We start from the raw sequence: 21,408 nt of genomic DNA, 5'->3' as shown, positions 1-21,408 counted from the left end.
TGTGTGCCTCGCTTTTTGTTTTGATGGTGCGCATCTGTTTTTGTTTGCTGAATCGTGTCAGCATGCTTAAAATCGATGATGAAACAGATATGATCAGAAATCAAGCAATCTTTTTATCGGAGCTGTCGTCCATGACCCTTGCGGAACTTGCCCGGCTTGCCGGCGTTTCAAGAACCACCGCCAGCTATGTCATCAACGGCCAGGGGGCTGCCCGGCGCATCAAGCCGGACACCATCGAGAAAGTGCTGGCGGTGGCTCGTGAGCAGAATTTTCAGGTGGACACCCAGGCCGCCGCCCTGCGAGGCGGCGCCAGCCGGACTCTGGGCTTTATACTGCCGGACCTTGAGAACACGAGTTATGCCAGGCTGGCCAAGCTGCTCGAGCAGGGTGCGAGGGCAAAAGGCTACCAGCTCCTGATTGCAGGCTCCGATGACGATCCCGAGACGGAAAAGTCCCTGGCCCGCGCGCTGAGAGCCAGACGCTGCGACGCGCTCATTGTTGCCAGCGCCCTGGCCGGGGATGACCCTTTCTATCGACAATTACAGAAAGAGGGTCTACCAGTGATCGCTGTTGATCGGGCGCAGTCACCCGATGAAATCCGTTGCGTGGTGAGCGATAACCACGCGGCTGCTGAAATCCTGACCCGTTCGGTGTTGGATTCAGGAACCGCCAGTATCGCCTGGCTCGATGCCGTACCGGAGATTGCCATGACCCAGGAACGTCGAGCAGGTTTTCTGGCCGCTGCCGATAAGGCCGGTACCCGTGCCCGGGTTGAGAGCGGCCGACATTACGACCGCGCGTCTGGTGCAGAAATGATGCGGCGGATCCTGAGCGAGCATGGTCTGCCGGATGCTCTGGTTACGGCCTCGTACACCCTTCTGCAAGGGGTCCTGGACGTGCTTCTGGAACAGCCGGATGGACTACCGGAGACGCTGAAGCTTGCAACTTTTGGCGACGACAGGCTTCTGGACTTTCTCCCACTGGCGGTGAACTCTTTACCGCAGAATCACGAGGCCATTGCCAGGTCCACCCTGGAACAGGCCTTCTCAGCTGTCACACAGGAAGGTCCCGTGGACACCGTTGTTATTAGCCGGACTCTGAAGATTAGGCGTACTGATCGTTCTGGCGGGGTTCGTCGAACCACCAGCGGGGCAACAACCCCTTGATGCCCGAACTGAGGAAACGGTCATCTATCAGCCAGATCACACCCCGGTCCTCCGGGGTGCGAATCACCCGACCGGCCGCCTGGGCCACTTTCTGCAAGCCCGGAATCAGATAGGTGTAGTCATAACCGGCGCCAAAGCGCTGTTCGAGTCGAGCCTTGAGAATGTCGTGCCAGGCATCAAACGGTGGCAAGCCCAGGGTCGCAACAAACGCCCCGATGAGCTGATCCCCGGGCAAATCGATGCCTTCGCTGAACACCCCACCCAGAACAGCGAACGCCACGCTGCCACCCGGCTCCCTGAAACCTGCCAGAAACTCAGCTCTCTGTTGCGGCGACATGCCCGGCGCCTGTGCCCGCTGGGGAATATCCGGCGCCTGCCGGGCCAGGGCATCACTAACCTGCTGCGCGTACTTGAAGCTGCTGAAAAACGCCAGGTAATGCCCGGGCCGCTCCGTGAACTGCCGGGCGATCAGCTCGGCGATGGGTTTGAGTGATGCCTCCCGATGAACCTGGCGCGTGCTAATTCCCGGCGTGAAGTGCACCTGCAACTGGTCTGCGCTGAACGGACTGGGTAGCGTGGTAAAACGCGAATCCTCAGGCAGCCCGAGCAAATCCCGGTAGTAAACACCGGGACTCAGGGTGGCGGAAAAAAGCAGAACCGAATGCGCTGCCTCGAACCGCTCCCGCAGGAAATCCGCCGGAATCAAATTCTGGATCGTCAGGCTGGCCCGCCCCCGACCGGCGCGCCGGAATTCACACAGGGAATGATCTCCAAAGGAGTCGGCCAGCTTCATGAAGGCAACACTCTCAAACAACAGTTCCTGCAGGGACAAATCCGGCGGATTGTCCGCCAGGTAGTCGGTCAGGCTGGAGACCATCGACTGCAGCGCACCCAGCAACTGGGCTGGCAGTGATTCCAGAAACACCGGGGTTTCATCCGCGGCCTGGTGATCGCGGATGAGACTCTGCCAGGCGCGGGCTGTGCGGTCGATCGCAGACTTCAGCGGTTTTGGCGCTGTCTTCTTGATCCTCAGCAAACGCTGCTGATCCAGCCGAACCGAGTACATGCCCCGCCCCCGGTCCACCAGATTGTGGGCCTCGTCCACCAGTACACTGGCCTTCCAGTTGTTCTGGCGAATCAATCCATGGAGCAGGGCGGATTGATCAAACAGCCGGTTCACGTCACCGATCACTACATCGCTCCACCGCGCCATTTCCTGGGCCAGAAAATACGGGCAGATATCGTGACCGGCAGCAATCTTCGCGAGCGTGTGCTGATCCAGTATCCCTTCGGTCTGGGCCGCTTCCGCCCGGGCATCCGGCAGTCGGTCGAAAAATCCTTTGGCCAGTGGGCAGGAATCGCCATGACAGGCTTTGTCCGGATGTTCGCAGGCGTCGTCTTTGGAGACCAGTTCCAGGGTTCTCAGGGGCCAGGTCGGGCCGGCTTGAGCCGAACGCAGGCGAGCCACCGCATCCATGGCCAGCTGACGGGCAGTATTGCGACAGGTGAGATAGAACAGTCGGTCCTGTCCGGCAGAGGGCATGGCCATCAGCGCCGGAAACAGGGTGCCGAGGGTCTTGCCCAGGCCGGTCGGGGCTTCCAGAAGCAGAGTGCCGGACTTTACCGCGTTCTTGTATACCGTCTCCGCCAGCTGGCGTTGCCTGGGACGAAATTCGGGGAAGGGAAAGGCAAGGCCGGCGAGCAGCGCATTGCGCTGTTCGCGGTGATGCTCTTCCTGTTCCGCCCAGGCCTTGTATTGACCGCATAGGGTTTCCAGTTCCTGCCAGAGCTCATCGGCACTGGCGGTCTCCACCACCGGTGTTTCCTTGTCCCTGCCGGTGTCGTAATAGATCAGCGCCAGCTCCAGGGTTTTGACGTTTTCCTGTCGACACAAAAGCGCGCCGTAGGCTCGCAACTGGGCCCGGTGGAGCGCTCGCTGATGCTCACGGATCCGGGACAAGTCACCGCGATGGGTCTTGATCTCCTCTAGCCGGCCGCGGTGCGGGTTGTAGATATCGGCGCGCCCGGAAAGCAATAACCCCAGGCATTCACCAGTCAGTAAATACTCGCTTTTATAGCCATAGCCGCGACGGGATTGTATTGCCTGGTGGCCGGCGATGCCCTCTTCGGCACTGGGAGCCGGGGTGTAGCGGAAGTCCAGATCGCCCCTGCGCGCGGCAAATTCGCACAGGGTTCGGACGGCTACCTTCAGCGTCATTCCATTACCCCATCGTCTTGCCAGCGCACGTAGCAGACACTGGCGGGGATACCCTCAACGGCAAAAAATTCGAGCCAACGTATCTGATGGTCCTGCAGCCGATCGCCCGGACCTTTCACTTCAACCATTTCATAACGCTTTTCGGTATCGGTGACGCCGGGAAAGAAACGAATCAGATCGGGGAAGCCACTGCGGTGCTCCCGGACATTCCGTAACAGGCGGCGGAAGAGGGTTTCCAGATCCTCTGCTGGAATGCAGTCCAAGGCCAGGCTGAGGAGTTCCTCGTTGATGACGGGCCAGATCACGAAAGGATTGGTGGTGCCCTGTTTCGCCCGGTAATTCGCCAGAATTCGCTCCGGGTAGCTGCCATCGGCTAGTAGAGCGAAGCACTGTTCGAAGGCGGCCTGACGGCGGCTGACGAAATCCTCCCGGGTCAGGTCCGCAGGGCCAACATGGAACGGATGGAAAAACGCCCCCGGCACCGGGGCAAAGATGGTTTGCCAGCAGAGCAGGCCAAACAGGCCATTGATCAGGGTGTTTTCCACATAGAACGCAGGCGTCTCTTCCCGATGCAGGTGTTGCTGTACGGCGTATTCAACCGATCCCATTGCCGGCTTCGGCAAGGTAAGGCTGATGTCCCGGATTGCTGGTCGCGCTGGCGGCACTGGTGGTGTCTTTCCAAGCCTGCTTGCGAGCCGTTTCAGGATCCGTGCCAGGCCCTGGGCTTCGGCGTCGCTCAGATCATGGCTCCGCCACTCCGACGCAATGGCCCAGGCTTCCTGATGACGTTTCAGCCGCACGAGCAATCGAAGCTGCTTCAGTCGCGCTTCCCGATGGCCGCTGCTGGCGAAGGCATCTAACGCCAGCTCCCGATCTCCCTGGCGCTCCGCCTGCCGGCCCAATTCCAGCAACAACCGGTCCCGGCGGCTGGTCAACCAGGCATTTTCACAAGGGCCAGGTACGTCGAGCCAGACCTCTGCGGCAGGTACGCCTTCATCCAGCCTTTCCCGGCACCGATGCATGGCGAGGTAAAGGTCAACCTCGGAACGATGCTGGAACGCCCGGGAATCCGGTGTAAACGGGACTGGTTCGTACTGCTGATGACCCAGTTCCACCAGCACGAAATCCGACCAGCTCTGGCGAAGATTGCCAAAGAACATCAGGCGAACCCGATCAAACAGCGCCATGGTTTTGAGCCGAACCACTGGCTTGGCGTGCTGACCCAGCCAGTCGCCAACGGTAAGAGGGTCGGGAAATTGCGAAAACAATGCATCGCGCATCTGGCCCTTGGGCAGGTTGGCAGGCTTTCCGGCCGCCTCCAGCAAAGGCCTCGCAGCAGGCCGCAGCTCTCCCAAGGTAAACAGCCGGAAAAGTTCATCCAGGCTGAGCAGGGGGTCGGTATCCAGCCAGTCCGCACCATCAAGTTCTTCCAGGGCGCGGCTTTCCGGAACGCCCAGCTCCGGGTAATTGAGTTTGTCCGAGCGAAACAGATCGCCTGTGCGCATCACCATGCGGGTCAGCAGAGCCCGCGCCGGCCGGGAAAGGGAATGGAAGCTCGCAAGTCGATCCAGCTCGTCCCCGGTCAGCAAGTCGCCGTGGTGGCTCTGCACCCAGCCAAGGACGGTTTCCATATTTTCAAGGTAGTACAGCGGATTGTTGAGATCTGCGGTACCCGGTTGTTTGCTCTGTGGCTTCGCCGATGACATGGCCTGGAGGATCTTCCTTCGAGTTGGTTCCGGAGTATGACGCTACCACGTTGAGCCGGAGACCGGACATTAACGTAAGTCTATGACTGATTACAGGAGAGCATCATGACCGCACCCATTCTGATCACCGGCGCCGGCCAACGAATTGGCCTGGCCTTCGCCAGGGCCTGCCTGGACCGGGACCAGCCCATCATCGTTACCTACCGCACCTATCGACCGGCGATTGATGCACTACAGAAAGCCGGTGCCGAATGTATCCACGCGGACTTTGCCACAAACGAAGGTATCGAAGCGTTCATTCAAACTCTGAAATCCCGGACCGACAGCCTGCGTGCGATTATTCACAACGCTTCGGACTGGCTGCCAGAAAGCGAGGATTCAGATCCGGCGGATGTGATGAGCGCGATGATGCAGATTCATGTAACCACGCCCTACCTGATCAACCTTGCCTGCCGGTCGATGCTGGAGCAGGGTGAGTCGACAACCGACATCGTCCATATGACGGACTATGTGGTGGAGAAGGGCAGCGCAAAGCATATCGCCTACGCCGCCAGCAAGGCCGCACTGACCAACCTCACCTTGTCTTTTTCACGGTTACTGGCGCCCAGTGTGAAGGTTAACGCCGTAGCGCCGTCCCTGATCATGTTCAACCAGGGCGACAGCGAGGCTTACCGGGAGAAAACCCTGAAGAAGTCGCTTATGGGCATAGAGCCCGGGGCCGAGGTCGCAGTCGCCACCCTGCAGTTTCTACTGGACAACCCCTACATCACCGGTCGGACGCTACCTTTAGATGGCGGACGACATCTGGTCTGAGACCATTAAATGCCCAGTTCGGCCGGCTGGAGTCTCACGCCGGCCACCTTCCAGGCACCTTCAGTGAGCACCATCCGGTAATAGGCATCCCAACGCTTGCCCTCTGGCCCCTGCAACCGAACCACCTGGATCTCGAAGGCGCCGTGGGGCACGCGCTGGGTAAATTCGATGGCCGTGGCGTTGTGCACGGCCGGGTAGGCTTCACGAACCATGTCGACAAACACCTGTGACGAGCCGAATCGACGCTTGATGCCCTCTGAGGCGTGAGCCCAGGCCTGTTCCTGATCGTTGTTGGCGAAGGCTTCGATCTGGCGAAGGATGGTGTCTCGAATTTCCGCGTCCTTGTCACTGGCGACGGTCTGTGATGACCCGAAGATGGCCAAGCCCATGAAAGCCAGCAGGACGGGAATCAGCCACTTTCCGAAACGGATATTTTGGTGACCCATGATGGCACCTCGCTATTGTTCATCTTTTAAACAATACGCCCAGATCAGGACTCCGGATTCGCCCACCTGTCAGGGCGTTGAACTCACCGACTCCCGCGCTCCGGCCAGATGATCTTCATCAGTGCCCGACGCTTTGGATCCGGGAAGGCGATAGCCGGTCTGCAGCCTCTCCGGGTACACGTACAGATCCTTGATTTCCTGTTCAATTTTTACTTCTACGTGATCCGGGGGAAACAACAGTCTCATGGCCAGCAAATCGTAGCTGTCATCCAGATGCTCACCGACGGCGGTTTTGACCAAATCAATCCTGCTCATAATTGCTCGTTTTATGACCTGTAACGAAAAGCTTTCCGTATTGTTTCTTACGACAACGAACCTGCGGGAGACTTCCGATGCATATGGACACTGGCGAATTGAAGAAGCACAAGCACGACACCATTTCCTTGCTGGAGATCGTCTCCATGGAGGGGCGCTATTACATGGCGAGGTTCTACCTGGATGGTCAGGGCTACGTACTCACCGACGCCTACGACAAGCCGGTCATGTTTACCGGGGCCTGTGCCGTACGAGAGTACTTCCATGAATATGAAGTTGAGCACACCGATGTGATTCCGCCAACCGGAACCGATGAAATGATCGGCATGCCCGACAGCGGCTCGGAAACCATGCGGGTGCCCCTGTAGGGCCCCGCTTGACGGTCGCTCAGCTTCCAGCGAATGACAGGGAATCCACCAGATCGGCGCCGTTGAAGACCGCGCCGTGAAAATCACTGTCGGGAACCTGATTCAGCGTAAACACCAGCGCACTGGCCGCCTGCTCGGCGGTCAGGCATTCCCCCGCCTCCAGGCGCCCCGCCAGCCACTCTGCGTGCGGCAGGTTCAGGTCACCGGCCTTCTTGATGTGGCTGCGGATGCCCGGCGTATCCACGAGACCCGGTTGAAACAGACTTACAACCGGCCCATCCGGCATGGTGTCGAATTCCACAGACATCTGGCGCACCAGCCGACGCAACGCCATTTTGCTGATTCCGTAGCTGCCGGTTCCGGGTTGTGCGTGCTTGTCCATTCCAGCACCGATCATCACAATCCTCGACGCCGGGTCTCCGCCTTTTAAAAGCGGAAGCAGGGATTGGGTGAGTAACAGGGGCGCAGATACGTTAACGGCCAGGGCCTCCTGAAAATCAATCAGACCAAGGCTGGCGAAATCGGCTGCGGGTTCACCCACACCGGCACAGTAGACAAACGCTGAAAGGTGGTCGACCGCATCACCGACCTGGTGGGCCAGGTTACGAGTACTCTCTGGATCCGCCAGGTCAACTTCAAGGGTCATCAGTTCACAGTCAGGCGCTTCAACGCGGACTGTGTCTGCCACGTCCTCCAGCTTTCGCACAGTACGGCCAGCGAGAATCAGGTTATGGCCGCGGGGGGCAAGCTCGAGAGCCAGAGCCCGCCCGATGCCCGAACCGGCGCCGGTGATCAGTGTCCACATAATGCCTCTCTCCTTCGCAGATGGTTCACGACACCGTCTGTCGCAGCGGGCCGCGATAATTTGCGGTGATCAAACGTTTCAGACTGTCCGCATCTGTGGTCACATACGGTAACCTGTGGCAACAGGATTGAACTGCATACCAGACAAGGAAATTCATGGCTGCTCTGTCCACCGATAAGCCCGCCACCATCGACCCCGGGTTTCACGCGATCCACGCCAACCATCTGGAAGACCTTCGCCGGGCGGTGGTCTACATCTGTCGGAACAACCCCATGCCGCCACTGGAGAGCGAGACCTTCCTGGTGCAGAGCAACGGCATTGCCCAGTGGCTGAAGCTCGCGCTGGCGGAGAAACGCACGGACGATGGCATGGAGGGCGGTCTGGGTATTGCTGCAGGCATGGATTTCCTGTTTCCGGCCCGGTTTATCTGGCAGGCCTACCGGGCGGTCCTCCCGGACGGCGAGGTGCCGGAACAGTCACCCTTCGACAAGCGTCGCCTGGTGTGGCGGCTGTACCGGTTACTACCCAGCCTCGTCGGTCAGGACGAAGCCTTCACACCTCTGGCCCGGTTTCTGGAGGGCAACGATCCGGACCTGCGTAATTTCCAGCTAGCGGAAAAAGTGGCGGATCTGTTTGACCAATACCAGGTGTTCCGGGCCGACTGGCTGGCCGCCTGGGAGCAGGGCAAGAATGTGATTATCACAGCCCGGGCGGAGGAAAAGCCGCTGGATGCAGAAACCCGCTGGCAGCCTTTGCTCTGGCGCCGGCTCGTAGAGGATGTGGGCGCGGAAGCCCACACCAGCCGATCGCAGATCCACACCCGGTTTATGGAGCAGGGCCAGCGTATCCCGGCACCGGCAAATCCGTCGCGCCTGCCGAACCGGATCGTCGTATTCGGCGTTTCCTCGCTGCCGCGGCAGGCACTGGAGGCGCTGTATGTACTGAGCCGGTTCAGCCAGGTGGTGCTCTGTGTTCACAACCCCTGCCAGTTTTACTGGGCCGATATCATCAGCGATCGGGAGCTGCTCACGGCCGAACGCAAGCGGGGCAGAACCCATCCCACGCTGTCCGACGTTGAAGATCCAGACCAGCTACACCAGCACGCCAACCCGTTGCTGGCCGCCTGGGGCAAGCAGGGCCGTGACTACATCCGCCTGCTGGACGAGTTCGACAACCCGGAGGAATACCGGGGCAGCTTCCAGACCCCGGATCAGAAAATCGATATCTTCTCGGACCACGGCAACCAGGACGCACCGCGCCTCCTGCACCAGCTGCAGAACGATATCCACAACCTGACGCCCCTCCGGGAAATCCGCCAGCAGCATCGACAACTGGATTTGCGGCAGGATCACTCCCTGGCGTTCCACCAGGCCCACAGCCCCCAGCGTGAAGTGGAGATTCTGCACGACCAACTCCTGGCGGCTTTCAACGCCGACCCAACGCTGCGGCCCCGGGATGTTATCGTGATGGTGCCCGATATCAACGTGTACGCGCCTCATATACAGGCGGTGTTCGGCCGTTACCAGCCTGGGCGCAAGCGCCACATTCCCTTTACCATTTCTGATCAGGGCCAGCGCCACCACGAACCGATGTTGATTGCCCTGGAAACCCTGATGTCACTGCCCCGCAGCCGCTTTGCGGTGAGCGAAATCATCAGCCTGCTGGAGGTGCCCGGCATAAGGGACCGCTTCGGGATCGGCGAAGACGAGATTCCCCTGGCCCGTCGCTGGGTGGAGGGCGCCAATATCCGCTGGGGGCTGCATGGGCTGCACCGGGAAAGCCTGGATCTGCCCGCCGAACTGGAGCGCAACACCTGGCAATCCGGGCTGCGCTCGATGCTGCTGGGGTATGGGATGGGCGACGATGAGCCCTGGGGTGGCGTGGAACCCTTCGGCGAGATCGGCGGCCTGCAGGCCAGCCTGGCGGGCCGCCTGAACGACTTTGTGCATCAGCTGGAAACCCTCTGGCTGGCGCTGCAGACCCGCCGCACGCCCGAAGACTGGGAACACCTGTTTTCAGACATGCTCGGGCAGTTTTTCCACAAGGTGGAAGGCAGCGACCTGTTGCTGCTGAACCGGTTCCGCCGCCAGCTGGAGCAGTGGCTGGAAGACGCCCTGGCCGTTGGCCTTGGGGAACAGACCCTGCCCCTGAATATCGTCAAGGATGTGCTGCTGGAAGGCCTGGATGAGGGCGGCCTCAACCAGCGCTTCCTCGCCGGCAAAGTGAATTTCGCCACCCTGATGCCGATGCGCGCCATTCCCTTCCGGAATGTGTGCCTGTTGGGCATGAACGACGGTGATTATCCCCGTTCCCGACCACCGGTGGATTTTGATCTGATGGCCCAGGATTACCGCCCTGGGGATCGCTCCCGCCGGGAGGACGACCGCTACCTGTTCCTGGAAGCTTTGTTATCCGCCCGGGAGCAGCTTTACATCAGCTGGGTGGGCCGGAGTATCAAAGACGATTCAGAACGGCCACCGTCGGTGCTGGTGGGCCAGCTGCAGGATCATCTCGACAGCTTGTGGTCCGTGGCGGGCCTACCGGACGCAAAGGTCACAGAAGTGCTCACCACCCAGCATCCGCTGCAACCCTTCAGCCGGGCCTATTTCCCGAAAGCCAATGGCCTGACAGAGGGCGAAGACAGTGAGCCGCGGCCTCTGGCGGAGGTTCTGCAAGCCCGCCATCTATTCACTTACGAGCGGGAGTGGCGCAGTGCCCATGGTAGTGAAGCTGCGGAACACACCCGGTCTGCACTACCGTACCAGACGCCCGAAGAACCCATCAGCCTGAACGATCTGGCGGCTTTCCTGAAAAAGCCCATCGACACCTTCTATCAACGTCGACTGCAGGTGCACTTCGAGGATGTTGAGGACGACGACACCGACAACGAGAATTTCGACCTGGACGGCCTCGACCGCTGGCGTCTGGACAATGAGTTGATTCAGGATGGACTGCTGAAAGCCGGCAATGAAGAAGAACTGGAAGACCGGTTGCAAACAATCCTGGACCGGATGGCCCGCCGCGGGGACCTGGGCATGGGCGTGACCGAGCACCGCCTGCGTTCCGAGTTGGCCGGGCGCTTGCCGGACCTGTTCGACCGGTACCAGAGTGCACTGGCAGACTGGCCGGAGGCGGTCGCCGAGCCTCTGCCTTTTGACTACCAGTTTGAGAATGCCCTGGGTTCGGTCGCCGTTGCCGATCTGATCGACCGTCTTCGCTCCAATGCCGCGGGCGATCTGTGCCGTCTGGTGGTGGCCAGCTCCAGCCTGCTGACCGGCTCCGGTTCCAGCAGGAAAGTGCGCTATGCCAACCTGATGCGGGACTGGCTGATTCACCTGGCCGGGCAAATGCGAGGGCAGCCGTTCGACACCCTGATCCTGGGTAAGGAGGAGGGCCGCCGCTTTCACTTTGCGGCGTTAACGCCGGAACAGGCCAGACCGCTGTTCGAAACTGTGCTCACCCGGTGGATGGAGGCCACCACACGTGCCTTGCCCATTCACTGCGAGGCCGGCTTTGCCTGGATCACCAGTTACTACGGCGGTAAAAAGTACGTCGGTGACCACGAGCGGGCTATCAACGAGGCCGAGCAGGCCTATACCACCGCTCTTGAGCGGGACGTTGGTTACCTGATGGGCACATTTGAAACGCCGGAACGGCTGATGGCCAGCGGCGAATTCGAAGCCCTGTTGCATCAGCTCTACGTGCCGGTTTGGGAAGCCGAGCAGGGCAAATCAGCGGCGGACCAGATCGGGAGTGTGGAATGACGGAACAGAAAAACAACCGGAACCCGAATCTGGATCCCCTGGCCCTCGCCCTGAACGGCAGCGCCCTGATCGAGGCCAGTGCCGGCACCGGCAAAACCTTCACCATAGCCATTCTTTACGTGCGCCTGGTGCTTGGCCACGGCCAGTCCCCGGACAGCCCGCTGCAGAATCTGCTGCCGCCCAACCTGCTGGTGGTGACCTTCACCGAGGCCGCCACCAAGGAACTGCGAGACCGTATCCGCACCCGGCTGACCCAGGCCGCGGAGGTGTTTTCGGAGGCGGCCGACGAGTCTGATCCGCCTGCAGAAACGGCACTGATCTACCAGCTAAGGAATGAGAGTTATCCGGATCCGGCCAGTTGGCCGGAATGCCGCAAAAAGCTGCTGCTGGCCGCAGAGTGGATGGACGAGGCGGCGGTATCTACTATCCACAGTTTTTGTAACCGCATGCTCAGCGAGCACGCGTTCGACAGCGGCAGCCTGTTCAAACTTACTCTGGAAACCGACCAGAGCGAGCTGCTGGACGAGGTCGCCCGGGATTACTGGCGCACCTTTGTCTATCCTCTGCCCCCGATGCTGATGGACGAGGCACTGAGTCACTGGAAAACACCCGGGGATCTGCGCCAGGGCGTTCGCAACCTGATTGACGATCCCCAGAGCCTGGGCACACCGCCCGACAGCGTTCACCAGGCCATCGATCAGGTGGTCAGGCGGCGCCTGGAACAGTCACAGGCCCTCAAGGCTCATCCCTGGAGCCAGTGGCGCGAGGAAGTGACCCAGCTGCTGAACGATCTGAACAAGGCCAAACGACTCCATGGCGGGAGCAAGAACGCCATGATCAAGGTCTGGGACTTTTTGTTTGCCTGGGCAGAATCAGACGACCTGTTGCCCGAAAAGATCGATAGTGCCGCAGGCTTCAAGAATCAGACGCCCGAGGGTCTGGACAATATTCTCAAGGGAGATGGATCCGCCCCCCATCATCCTGCCTTCGACGCCATCGAAGCGCTGCTGGATTTCAGCCAGAACCAGCCCAGCGCCAAATCCGACATTCTGCGCCACGCCAGCCACTGGATAGCGGAACGGCTGGAATCGGAAAAGCAGAAACGCTCGGAAATGGGCTTTGACGATCTGCTTACCCGGCTGGACGAAGCCCTGCACGGCCCCCGTGGCGATCAGTTGGCAGCCACTATCCGGCGCCAGTTTCCGGTGGCCCTGATCGACGAATTCCAGGACACCGACCCGGTGCAGTACCGCATTTTCGACCGCATCTACAATGTGGCGGGCGGCGACCCCGACACCTGCCTGCTGATGATCGGCGATCCCAAGCAGGCTATCTACGGGTTCCGGGGCGCGGACATCTACACCTACCTGCAGGCAAGGCAGGGCGTGAAAGAACGCACCTACACACTGGGTAAAAACTTCCGCTCCGCCAAAACCATGGTGGCGGCGGTCAACCGGGTCTACGAACACAGCGACCAGCACAGCCGGGATGGGGCCTTCCTGTTCGGCAAAGGCGATAACTCACCGCTGCCGTTCCAGGGTGTCGACGCCAACGGCACCAAACGGGTCTGGGCGATCAACGGGGAGGAGCAGCCCAGCCTGGTGTTCTGGACCCACGAATCCGGCGAAGAGGACAAGGACGGCAACCCGAAAGGTATGGCCAAGGGCACTGCCACGGCCGATGTGTCAGAAACCTGCGCCAGCGAGATCGCCCGCTTGCTGACCCTGGGCCAGGCCGGGCAGGCTGGTTTCGCCTTGCCTGAGAATCCGGAAGATCTGGACCCGGTTGCCCCGAAAGACATCGCCATACTGGTCAACAATCGCAACGAGGCCAGCGCGGTGCGGGACGCCCTGGGTCGCCGGCGCATCAAGAGCGTCTACCTGTCAGACCGGGATTCGGTGCTGACGTCCCGGGAATCCAAAGAAATACTGTGCTGGCTGCGGGCCTTTGCCGAGCCCCGGCAGCTGGCCCATATCCGCGCGGCCCTGGCCACACCCACCCTGGGTCAGTCCTGGCATGCACTGAATCAGCTGCTTACCGACGAGCTGGTGCTGGAGCGGGAAATCGAGCGCTTTATCGGCTATCAGCAACAGTGGCAGAAGCAGGGTGTGCTGCCGATGCTGCGCAGTTTCCTGATGGATTTCGAGGTGCCGGGCCGGTTATTGCAACGCCCGGACGGCGAACGGCGGCTGACGGATATTCTGCACATTGCCGAGTTGTTGCAGCAGGACAGCCTGCAACTGGACGGCGAACATGCCCTGGTGCATCACTACACGCAGATACTGCGGGCGGCCGACGAAGAAGACGAGCACCGCACCCTGCGGCTGGAAAGTGATGCCGGCCTGGTGAAGGTCATCACCGTACACAAGTCCAAGGGTCTGGAATACCCCCTGGTGTTCCTGCCCTTCGGCACGGCGTTTCGTGCCCAGAGTGAAAAACAGGCCTTCGTTCGCTATCACGATGACGGGGGCAGGCTGATCACGGTGTTCGATCCAGAACCTGAGGATGTGGCCCGGGCCGACCAGGAGCGTTTGGGCGAGGATATCCGAAAACTCTACGTGGCCCTCACGCGGGCCCGCTTTGCCACCTGGGTGGGCACGGCGGCCCTGGATAACTGGCAGCAAAGCGGTCTGGGCTACCTGATTGCCGGCGGGGGCCAAAGCCGCGTCAGCGACTGCCTGGAGGAACTGGCGCAGGGCAGAGCAGAGATCGGGATTACTCCATTACCGGATCCGGACGAAACACAGTATCAAGAGCAGGCCCCAGAAGCCCTCGGCCCGGCACTCGTCTCCAAAAGGGAGGCTAGAGAGGACTGGTGGATCGCCAGTTACTCCTCCATCGAATACACCGGCATGACCGGCACCGGCATCGCCTTTACCGGTGAGGTGGAAGACGCCGAGACCCAGAACCTGCTGGAAGAGAGCAGTCAGGAAGGCAGCCAGGAAGAGAGCAACGAGACGGCTCAGCTGGCCGTTCACCGCAACCAACACCATTTCCCAAAAGGCGCTGGCCCCGGCACCTTCCTGCACGAACTGCTGGAGTGGTGCACGCAGCAGGGGTTTCAGCGGGTTGTGGACAACCCGTCCCTGCTTCACGAGCAACTGACCCGTCGCTGCGGCACCCGCGGCTGGAGTGACTGGGTGGAACCGCTGCAGCGCTGGTTGCTGGCTTTGATCAGCAAGCCCTTGAGCCTCGACCGGGCCGGCACAGAAACCGTCTGCCTGGCGGACCTGGCCACCCTGCGCCCGGAGCTGGAGTTCTGGTTTGAAAGCCGCAACGTCAGCGTGCGGAAGCTCGACCAGTTGGTGACCGCACACACCCTGAACGGCGCAGACCGGCCCCGGGTCGAGGAGACCCGCTTCAACGGCATGCTCAAGGGCTTCATCGATCTGGTGTTCGAACACGAGGGACGGTATTACGTGCTGGACTACAAATCCAATACCCTGGGGGAGGACGACAGTGCCTACACCGACCAGGCCATGGGCGACGCCATTCTGGATAAACGCTACGACCTGCAGTACGTGCTCTACCTGCTTGCCCTGCACCGGCTGCTGAAAGCCCGTTTGCCGGATTACGACTACGACCGGCACATTGGCGGCGCGGTGTATCTGTTCCTGCGGGGCGTTGAATCCCCGGGTGGTGGTGCATTCTCTGACAAACCACCCAGAACCCTGATTGAACAACTCGATGCCCTGTTCGATGGCGAGTCCGTATCCGGGGAGGTGGCCGCATGAGCCGTTCCCGTTCTCACATCAAAAACTCCGACCACCAGATTGATCTGTTCGCCGACGATACCACCCCGGAATCGCCAACCATGGCGAAAGGCGGGGATAACATGATCGAGATCAGGGGCCTGCTCAACAGCCTGGATAGCACCGAGGCGCTTCTACAGCACTGGCAGCAGGCCGAATGGATCCGCCCACTGGATGTTGGTTTTGCCCGGCTGATCCGGGTGCTGTCAGAAGAGCAGGGCGAAGAGCCGGACCCACTGGTTCTGCTGTTGGCTGCACTGACCTCCCACCAGGTGGGGCGCGGCCATGTGTGCATTGATCTTGGCAATCTCCTGGCCGATGCTGTCCAGACCCTGTCACTACCGCCCGAAGAGTCGAGTTACCAGCCACCCAAGGATACCGACACCAGCGAAAGGCACCAGCCGGAACCGGCGGAGCTGCTCGCACTCGTGACGCTGTCGGAATGTCTGGCATTGCTGGGAGCATCCTGCGCCGTAAGTGATGGCTCACACACCACTCCCCTGGTGTTGAACGATACCCGGCTCTATCTGCGGCGATTCTGGCGCTACGAGCAATGCATTGCCGAGGGAATTCGGCAACGGCTGGCTCTGCCGTCGCCCCTGGCGGATCCGGAATCCGGGCCTGCCCGTACCCTGTCCCGCGCCCTCGACCAGCTGTTTCAGTCGTCAGAAGCGGTGGACTACCAGAAACTGGCCTGCGCCCTGGCAGCCCGAAACCGTTTCGCGGTCATCACCGGCGGACCCGGCACCGGAAAGACCACCACGGTGGTTAACCTGCTGGCTGCTTTGCAGGCGGTTGCCGGTGAATCCCCGGACAGGGCGGGCCGGAAATACCGGATCCGGCTGGCGGCCCCGACCGGCAAGGCTGCCGCCCGACTGAACGAATCCATCGGCGGTGCAGTCAGCCGCTTGCCGCTGGCCGACTTACCCGGCAACGTGGAGCTGGCGGATATTCCCACCAGGGTCACCACCCTGCACCGGTTGTTGGGCAGCCGGCCCGATACCCGCAGATTCCGCCACAACCGTGATAACCCGTTGCTGGTAGATATTCTGGTGATCGACGAAGCCTCTATGGTGGACGTCGACCTGATGGCATCGGTGTTCGATGCCCTGCCCGCCAACGCCCAGCTCATCCTGCTGGGCGACAAGGACCAGCTGGCCTCGGTAGATGCCGGCGCAGTACTCGGTGAGCTGTGCCAGCGGGCCTTCCAGGCTCACTACACACCGCAAACAGCGCAGTGGCTGGCCACCATGACCGGTAGCCGGCTACCTGAGTCACTGGTGGACGAATCGGGCCATCCCCTGGATCAGGCCGTGGCGATGCTGCGCAAGAGCTACCGGTTCCGGGAAGACAGCGGTATCCGTGCCTTTGCCGAAGCCGTGAATACCAATGCGCTGGATCGCGCCATGGTGCGCCGGATCCGGGAGGCGGCGTTCGACGATGTCATCCTGCTCAGCAGCCCATCCGGAAAACCGGATCCGGAAGACACCCTGGAGCTGGTGTGCAGGCACGCCATCACCGGCTCGCCGGAGGCCTTCCGCAACGCCGGACAGGGTCGACAGGTGAACGATCAGCCGTTGCCGCCACCGGTCGGCTACCGTCATTATCTGGAGCAGCTACAGTATCATGACCTGGATGAAAACAGCTCCCGGGGCGACTGGGATGCGATGGCAGTGCAGCTGCTTGAAGCTTTCAGTGACTTCCAGGTGCTCTGTGCCCTGCGCAAGGGGCCCTGGGGCGTGGAAGGGCTGAACGACCGGATCGCCAAGCAGTTGCTGGCTGAAAAGCTGATTCCGCGCGCCGAGGGCTGGTACCCGGGCCGGCCAGTGTTGATCACCGGCAACGATTACAACCTGGGCCTGATGAACGGTGATATCGGCATTACCGTCAGCGTGCCGTGGGACCGGACGGCAACCGGGGAGCCCCGATACACGCTGAGGGTGGCCTTCCCCAGCAGCGACACACCCGGCGGTATTCGGTGGATCTCGCCCAGTCGGCTGCAGCAGCTGGAAACCGTGTACGCCATGACGGTGCACAAATCCCAGGGCTCGGAGTTCGATCACACCTGTCTGGTGCTGCCAGACCGGCTCAGCCCTGTGTTGACAAAGGAACTTGTCTACACCGGCATCACCCGGGCCCGGAACTGGTTCAGCCTGATTACTGGCAACCCGAACGTTCTCCGGGAGGCCGTCGGTCAGCAAGTAGTCCGCGCCTCCGGGTTGGCCGAAAGACTCATGGCCGACTAATCGTTGGTGCGCTCCTGGTCATCATGTCCGGTTTCATCACGGTTGTGCTGCTGCGCCCACAATTGGGCGTAGTGTCCGCCGGCGGCCAGCAATTTGCCATGACTACCGCTCTCAACAATGCGTCCGCCATCCATCACCAGAATGGTGTTGGCATCCCGGATAGTCGACAGCCGATGGGCAATAACCAGGGTGGTCCGCTGCTGGCTGACTTCGTTCAGCGCCCCAAGAATAGCCTGCTCCGAGAGTGAATCCAGGGAGGAAGTGGCCTCATCCAGAATCAGCAACGGCGGGTTCTTCAGAATCACCCTGGCAATGGCCACCCGCTGTTTTTCACCCCCGGAGAGCTTCAGGCCACGCTCGCCCACCTTGGTTTCATAGCCCTCCGGCAGGCTGTGGATAAAGTCTTCCAGGTGAGCCATGCGGGCCGCCCGATAGACCTCCTCCTCGGTGGCTTCCGGCCGGCCATAGGCCAAGTTCCGGTACAGGGTATCGTTGAACAGCACCGTATCCTGGGGCACCACACCAATCGCCGACCGCAGGCTGTCCTGAGTTACCGTCCGGATATCCTGGCCATCGATACGGATAGCGCCCTGATCAACTTCATAAAATCGGAACAGCAGGCGGGCGAGGGTGGACTTGCCGGCGCCACTGGCCCCCACCACCGCCACCGTGTGTCCCGCCGGGATGGAAAAGCTCACATCGCGCAGGATCGGCCGGTCCGGGCGGTAGGCAAAGTGGATATGATCGAACTGCACTTCGCCTTTATCCACAGCCAGTTTCGTTGCTTCCGGGGCATCCTCAATGGCCGGCTTATCCCCCAGCAGCTTGAACAGACGCTCGACGTTCACCAGGGCCTGTCGGATTTCCCGGTAGACAAAACCCAGGGCATTCAGGGGTATGAACAGCTGCAGCAGATAGGCGTTGATCATGGTGAAATCCCCGAGGGTGATCTCGCCGCTGGCCACCTCCCGCACCGCCATAGCCATGATGACGATCATGGCCAGACCAATAATCAGCGCCTGGCCGGAGTTCAGTGCGGCCAGTGACAGCCGGTTCTTCAATCGGGCCTGTTCCCAGTCGTCCAGGTCCCGGTCATAAACCTCCGCCTCATAGCGCTCGTTGTTGAAATATTTCACCGTCTCGTAGTTCAGCAGGCTGTCTATGGCCCGCGAGTTCGACTGGTTGTCCCGGGCATTGGCTTCGCGCACGAATTTGGTCCGCCATTCGGTGATCTTGATGGAGAAAACCACATACACCACGACAGCCACCAGGATCGCCAGCACATAGCTGACGTTAAACACGACGAACAGGATGCCGGCCACCAGCAGGATCTCCAGCAGGGTGGGCACGATGTTGAACAGGGTAAAACGGAGCAGGAAGCTGATTCCATTCGTGCCCCGCTCAATATCCCGGGCCAGGCCGCCGGTCTTCCTGTCCAGGTGAAAGGCCAGTTCCCGCTGGTGCAGGTGTTCGAACACCCGCAGGGACACCCGGCGCATGGCCCGTTCAGCCACCCTGGCAAACACCGCGTCCCGAAGCTCGTTGAACAGGGTTGCACCAAAGCGCAGTGAACCGTAGGCGACCACCAGGATCACCGGAATCCACAGGAGCATATCGGCGCCCCGGTTCTGGTCCAGGTAGTCGACGATGTATTTCAGGGCGATGGGTGTGGCAACGGTGGCCAGTTTGGCCAGCACCAGCAGAGCCAGGGACAGGATCACCCGACCGCGGAATTCGGCCAGGAAGGGCCAGAGGCCTGAAATGATTTTCCAGTCCGGTTTATGATCTGCCGGGTAGTCGTTGTCGGCGTAGGCTCTCAATTCATGTTCCTTTCGCTTCAGAGTAATCGAGCGCGCAGGTGGAGCAGCTTGCCAGGACACGCTGTGAATACGTCCCTGTACGCTCGGCGAAAGCCATCCCTGGCTTTCGACGGTCCTGGCAAGCTGCTCCACCCGCACGCTCTTGCGTAGCTGTATGATAGATCTTGTATGGTGTACAAACCGTATTGTTGACGGAGTCTACAGCACCCCGTATCCAGGAGGCACATCATCAACACCCGTCACCAAAAAGCCCTGAAACTGGTCATCGACTTTATCAGCCCCTATCGCCGAGCTGTCGCCGGTGCCTTGGTGGCGCTGGTTTTCACGGCCGGTATCACGCTGGGGTTAGGGCAGGGTTTACGTATCCTGGTGGATCAGGGATTAGCCACCGAGTCGCCGGAGAATCTGGCCAGGGCGATCGGGCTGTTCTTCGTACTGGTGCTTGGCCTGGCATTCGGGTCATTCGCCCGGTTCTACCTTGTGTCCTGGATCGGTGAACGGGTGGTGGCGGATATTCGCAAGAAAGTGTTCAACCACCTGATTGATCTTCACCCGGGCTTTTTCGAACAGAATCGGGCCCTGGAGATCCAGTCGCGGTTTACGGCTGACACCACCGTTCTCCAGTCGGTGATTGGCTCCACGGTGTCCATTGCCCTCCGGAACGCCCTGATGTTGATCGGTGGCTTGCTGCTGCTCTTCATTACTAACGCCAAGCTGGCCAGCATTATTCTGTTGGGCTTCCCCCTGGTCATCGCGCCCATCCTGTTTTTTGGCCGGAGGGTTCGTGCGCTGTCCCGGCTCAGTCAGGATAGGGTGGCTGATGTCGGCAGCTATGTGGGCGAGAGCCTTACCCAGATCAAGACGGTTCAGGCCTTTAATCACCAACCCCATGATCGCAGGTACTTCTCCGAAGTTTCTGAACGGGCTTTTGATATTGCCCGTCAGCGCATCCGTCAGCGTGCCTGGCTGACCACACTGGCCATTTCCCTGGTCATGGGTGCTGTTGGCATCGTTATCTGGATTGGGGGCCTGGATGTAATTAATGGCCGTATCAGTCCTGGCGAGCTGGCCGCCTTCGTGTTTTACAGCCTGCTGGTGGGTGTAGCCGCAGGTGCCATCAGTGAGGTGATCGGCGAGCTGCAGAGGGCCGCCGGTTCAGCAGCACGGCTATTCGAGTTATTACAGACCGAGCCGGCGTTTGAACGCACAGAAGCAACCGGAGGCCTTCCGGAACCGGTGAAAGGTGAAATCCGCATCGACCACTTGAGCTTCAGCTATCCGGGACGCACTGAAAAGCCGGCGCTGTCGGATTTCTCTCTAACGGTCAGGGCTGGTGAGACCCTGGCCCTGGTGGGCCCGTCCGGGGCTGGTAAATCCACCCTGTTTGATCTGCTTCTGCACTTCTATCAACCGACGGAAGGCAAAGTGCTCATCGACGGAATGGACGCCGCGGGTCTGTCTCTTGAGGCCCTGCGACGGTGTTTTTCCCTGGTGCCCCAGAATCCAGCCCTGTTCCATGGCACCGTAGCCGATAACATCCGCTACGCGAGACCCGATGCCAGCCAGCAGGACGTCGAGCGGGCCGCGACGATCGCCCATGCCCATGATTTCGTCCAGAGCCTGCCAAAAGGCTATGAAACGCCGCTTGGAGATGCCGGCCTCGGTCTTTCAGGTGGCCAGAAGCAGCGCCTTGCCATTGCCAGGGCCCTGCTGGCGGATGCACCAGTCCTGCTTCTGGATGAAGCCACCAGTGCCCTGGATGCGGAAAGCGAAAACCTGATCCAGCAGGCCATGCCGGCTCTTACCTCAGGGCGAACCACCCTGGTGATTGCCCATCGCCTGGCTACCGTGCGTGATGCTGACCGCATTGCGGTACTGGACGAGGGACGCCTGCTGGCGGTAGGCAGCCACGACGAACTGATTCGCCACAATGCCTTGTATCAGCGGCTGGCAAAACTGCAATTCCGGGACGATGCCGCCTGAGGAATA

Annotated in this window: 13 protein-coding genes; 7 read left to right on the top strand and 6 right to left on the bottom strand. The window is 60.6% G+C overall.

The window, feature by feature from the left end:
* Positions 1 to 131 precede the first annotated feature (131 nt).
* Positions 132 to 1,166: a catabolite repressor/activator gene (cra, locus tag GJU83_RS09290; RefSeq protein WP_069182824.1), complete on the top strand. Its 1,035-nt coding sequence runs from the start codon at positions 132 to 134 to the stop codon at positions 1,164 to 1,166.
* On the opposite strand, the gene GJU83_RS09285 is transcribed toward cra, so the two are convergent.
* Complete coding sequence (locus tag GJU83_RS09285; protein WP_227514435.1) at positions 1,105 to 3,384, bottom strand: ATP-dependent DNA helicase; 2,280 nt, start codon at positions 3,382 to 3,384, stop codon at positions 1,105 to 1,107. The two genes, cra and GJU83_RS09285, sit on opposite strands and share 62 nt — an antisense overlap.
* Positions 3,381 to 5,090, bottom strand: a complete 1,710-nt coding sequence (locus GJU83_RS09280) for a VRR-NUC domain-containing protein (protein ID WP_069182425.1) — start codon at positions 5,088 to 5,090, stop codon at positions 3,381 to 3,383. The genes GJU83_RS09285 and GJU83_RS09280 overlap by 4 nt, the downstream gene beginning before the upstream one ends.
* A gap of 105 nt (positions 5,091 to 5,195) precedes the next feature.
* On the opposite strand from GJU83_RS09280, the gene folM reads away from it, so the two are divergent.
* Positions 5,196 to 5,903: a dihydromonapterin reductase gene (gene folM, locus GJU83_RS09275; RefSeq protein ID WP_069182424.1), complete on the top strand. Its 708-nt coding sequence runs from the start codon at positions 5,196 to 5,198 to the stop codon at positions 5,901 to 5,903.
* Between the two features lie 5 nt (positions 5,904 to 5,908).
* Here folM and GJU83_RS09270 read toward each other — a convergent pair whose 3' ends face one another.
* Both GJU83_RS09270 and GJU83_RS09265 read right to left on the bottom strand, forming a co-directional pair.
* Entirely contained in the window at positions 5,909 to 6,349 is a 441-nt protein-coding gene (locus tag GJU83_RS09270; RefSeq protein ID WP_069182423.1) for a DUF4864 domain-containing protein, read from the bottom strand.
* Positions 6,350 to 6,418: 69 nt separating this feature from the next.
* Entirely contained in the window at positions 6,419 to 6,664 is a 246-nt protein-coding gene (locus tag GJU83_RS09265) for a hypothetical protein (RefSeq protein ID WP_153634168.1), read from the bottom strand.
* Positions 6,665 to 6,741: 77 nt separating this feature from the next.
* Here GJU83_RS09265 and GJU83_RS09260 point away from each other — a divergent pair, with 77 nt between their 5' ends.
* Positions 6,742 to 7,032 (top strand): DUF6482 family protein, encoded by a 291-nt coding sequence (locus GJU83_RS09260; protein ID WP_069182422.1) that lies wholly within the window; start codon positions 6,742 to 6,744, stop codon positions 7,030 to 7,032.
* 19 nt (positions 7,033 to 7,051) lie between these two features.
* Here the strand turns inward: GJU83_RS09260 and GJU83_RS09255 are convergent, their stop codons facing one another.
* Positions 7,052 to 7,837, bottom strand: coding sequence for an SDR family NAD(P)-dependent oxidoreductase (locus tag GJU83_RS09255; RefSeq protein ID WP_069182421.1), 786 nt, complete (start codon positions 7,835 to 7,837; stop codon positions 7,052 to 7,054).
* Between the two features lie 155 nt (positions 7,838 to 7,992).
* Here GJU83_RS09255 and recC point away from each other — a divergent pair, with 155 nt between their 5' ends.
* From recC to recD, 3 genes are read left to right on the top strand one after another with little or no spacing between them, the layout of a single operon-like run.
* Positions 7,993 to 11,601 carry an exodeoxyribonuclease V subunit gamma gene (recC, locus tag GJU83_RS09250; protein ID WP_153634167.1) on the top strand — a complete coding sequence of 1,203 codons (3,609 nt, stop codon included), beginning with the start codon at positions 7,993 to 7,995 and terminating at the stop codon, positions 11,599 to 11,601.
* Positions 11,598 to 15,335 carry an exodeoxyribonuclease V subunit beta gene (gene recB, locus GJU83_RS09245; protein WP_153634166.1) on the top strand — a complete coding sequence of 1,246 codons (3,738 nt, stop codon included), beginning with the start codon at positions 11,598 to 11,600 and terminating at the stop codon, positions 15,333 to 15,335. Before recC ends, recB begins: the two co-directional genes overlap by 4 nt.
* Positions 15,332 to 17,599 carry an exodeoxyribonuclease V subunit alpha gene (gene recD, locus GJU83_RS09240; RefSeq protein ID WP_153634165.1) on the top strand — a complete coding sequence of 756 codons (2,268 nt, stop codon included), beginning with the start codon at positions 15,332 to 15,334 and terminating at the stop codon, positions 17,597 to 17,599. The genes recB and recD overlap by 4 nt, the downstream gene beginning before the upstream one ends.
* Here recD and GJU83_RS09235 read toward each other — a convergent pair.
* Positions 17,596 to 19,419 (bottom strand): ABCB family ABC transporter ATP-binding protein/permease, encoded by a 1,824-nt coding sequence (locus GJU83_RS09235; protein WP_153634164.1) that lies wholly within the window; start codon positions 19,417 to 19,419, stop codon positions 17,596 to 17,598. The two genes, recD and GJU83_RS09235, sit on opposite strands and share 4 nt — an antisense overlap.
* A gap of 252 nt (positions 19,420 to 19,671) precedes the next feature.
* On the opposite strand from GJU83_RS09235, the gene GJU83_RS09230 reads away from it, so the two are divergent.
* Entirely contained in the window at positions 19,672 to 21,402 is a 1,731-nt protein-coding gene (locus GJU83_RS09230) for an ABC transporter transmembrane domain-containing protein (RefSeq protein WP_069182416.1), read from the top strand.
* Positions 21,403 to 21,408: the final 6 nt, after the last annotated feature.

Origin of the sequence: Marinobacter salsuginis (assembly GCF_009617755.1) — a bacterium.
GTDB classification, from domain to species: domain Bacteria; phylum Pseudomonadota; class Gammaproteobacteria; order Pseudomonadales; family Oleiphilaceae; genus Marinobacter; species Marinobacter salsuginis.
Note: the sequence above shows the minus strand (reverse complement) of the source record. Positions and strands in the feature narration are given on the sequence as shown.